The organism is Schlesneria sp., assembly GCF_036405755.1.
Lineage (GTDB): Bacteria > Planctomycetota > Planctomycetia > Planctomycetales > Planctomycetaceae > Schlesneria > Schlesneria sphaerica.
Map to the genome: position 1 here is coordinate 1 of NZ_DASWWZ010000226.1, position 2441 is coordinate 2441.

Annotated in this window: 2 protein-coding genes; one reads left to right on the forward strand and one right to left on the reverse strand. The window is 57.6% G+C overall.

Features of this window, described 5'->3' with window-relative positions:
• Positions 1 to 1093: class I SAM-dependent rRNA methyltransferase (locus tag VGE80_RS07790; RefSeq protein ID WP_440592248.1), on the reverse strand; the 1093-nt coding region annotated here is incomplete at its 3' end.
• A gap of 592 nt (positions 1094 to 1685) precedes the next feature.
• Here VGE80_RS07790 and VGE80_RS07795 point away from each other — a divergent pair.
• A partial coding sequence (locus tag VGE80_RS07795; RefSeq protein ID WP_440592249.1) for a hypothetical protein occupies positions 1686 to 2441 on the forward strand: 756 nt, incomplete at its 3' end.

Sequence of the window (2441 nt, forward strand, 5' to 3'; positions counted from 1 at the left end):
CCGACTGACTGAGCATATCCGCAAACATTTCGTGAGAGATGTGACCTGAACAACTGCAGGTCACAAAGAATCCACCGGGGTTGATCAGACCCAGTGCAAAGCGGTTCAGGCTGTAATAACCTCGTAACGCGGCATCGATCCCCTGCCGGTTGCGTGCGAGCTTCGGCGGGTCGAGCACCACGGTGTCGAACGTTTCCTGTTTGGAATGAAATTCTTCCAGAGCCTTGAAGGCGTCCTGTTTAACTGTCTTGAGTCGGTCCGCAACCCCGTTCAGCTCTGCATTGGAACGGGCCTGGGTGAGAGCCGCCTCTGACGCATCGACGGCGGTGACTTCGGCAGCCCCCCCGTTCACCAGGCAGTTCAGGCCAAAGCCACCGGTGTAACAGCAGACATCGAGAACTCGCTTATCTCGCACGAAGTCGGCGATCCGTCGGCGATTATCCCGCTGATCCAGGAAAAATCCGGTCTTTTGTCCTTCGGCCACGTCAATTCCATAGCGAACACCATGCTCGGCGATAAAAATGGGTCGAGGGGGGGACTGGCCCCAAAGCAACCCGTCGGTCAGTTCCAATCCTTCCGCCGCGCGAATTCCTTTCTCGGTTCGCAGCCAGATCCCTTCCGGTTGCAGGGTTTCGCGCAGGCTATCGAGGATGACTTCTTTGTGATTCGCCAGCGCCAGACTGGTCAATTGAACCATCAGCCAGCCGCCATAGCGGTCCACGGTCAGTCCCGACAGCCCGTCGGCTTCGCTATAAATCTGTCGGCTGGCGTCCTGGGGCCCCTGTTGGGGCAAGAGGACCTTCCGCATCTCTACGGCGTCTGTAACTCTTTGCCGCCAGAAAGTTTCTGTCAGAGGGTCTGCTTCATCCCATGAGTAAAGTCGGACGGCAATCTTGCTGATCGGATTGAACAGACCCCAGGCGATGAACTGTCCGTCGTGAGCGGTGAGGGCGACTGCATCACCGGGAGCCGGATTTCCCTCGATCCGGTCGATGGCGCCCTGAAAAACCCAGGGATGACGACTGAAAAAGGGGAGTGCTTTACGAGGTTTGATGACAACTCGTGCCGTGGAACCGGCGGAATGGACAGGCATGTCGGATTGTTTCAAGTGAGGAAAAAGTATTCGTTAACAGGACCGCCACAGTTCACGTGGTCGGCCCTCGGGTGCGGGACAGCGAGTGATCGCCACGGGAATCATTCTGCGGCGGCGGACCCCGTCCAATCCCCGGTGATCTTCGGGTTGCGTCATCCGGATCGAACTTCCTGTCGAATCTCAGCACCGACGGGCGTGGGGGAATCGGTTGAGGACGCATACAGATAACCGTTTCGTCATTTCTGGAAGACGGCCCGCTGATCATATCGCAAATGTGTGTGCAGGGCGCGGGTCGCGACGATTCCTGTTACCCGCGCTTCCTCACAAGGAGGGAATTTTGCTCCGTCTGGAGTCTCGAAAATCGTTCCTCTCGGATTGGACGCTGCGGGAGCGTGTGCGGGGACGGAGGCGGGAACGGGGATCAACGAGTGTAGGTGACTTCACTTTTTGCCCCGGAACTGTTGGTTTTTGCGGGTTGTATCGACTCGTTTTTGGATTTCCGAATGGAATGGGCCGACTCTGTCCAATGAACATCCTCCGATTTTGCCGATCCGATGAAGGACTTTGTCACGCATTCTGGATGAAGCGCACCATGCCCGGCGAAATTTCCTCGACGACACACCAAGCCTCTTCCAGTTCCCTGATGTTCAAAGGGGTTTGCATCGGTCTGGCATTATTTGCAGGGACGGGATTCGCCTGTCTCTTCGAATATGTCGGCGAGCATTCCTATCCAGGGGTGCTGCAGTCCCGTTCGACGACGGTGTCCTCGAACTGTCTGGCTCAGGTCCGAGATGTGTCAGTCAAAGCAGGACAGACACTCGTTCCCGGCGATTTGCTGGTCCAGCTCGTCGATCCCCGCCTTGAGGATCGCATCATCAGCAAGCGTCGCGAAATCTCGGAACTGGAAGCCGAGATGAACCGGGTGAAAGTTGCGGCCGAAGTGGACCTGGCCTGGCGGCGACGAGAACTGGATGCGGAAGTCTTCGAGACACAGCTCAAGGAGACCGCGCTGGCACAGGAACGGCTCAACAAGCAGGTCGAGCAACTTGCCTGGAAAGACCATCTGGCGAGCGCAGATTCGCTGGTCAGTCCCATGGGCGCGGAACTGAATAACCCCTTCAGTTCGCTGACGAAGCAGCTTCACCTTCCCGACGAACGCCGCCTGCAGGCGATGCTTCGTGAAGACGCTGCTGCAGCCTCCGCAGAGACTCTGGCGATTCAGGTCACGCTCTGTCAGGAACGACTCACCCGCCTTGCCGCCCTGGAAAAGAATCTGGAAGAGCAGATTCGCAAGGGGTCGGGCGTGGATGTCATCGAGGCCAAATTAAACGGAGCCCGACAGGAGCTG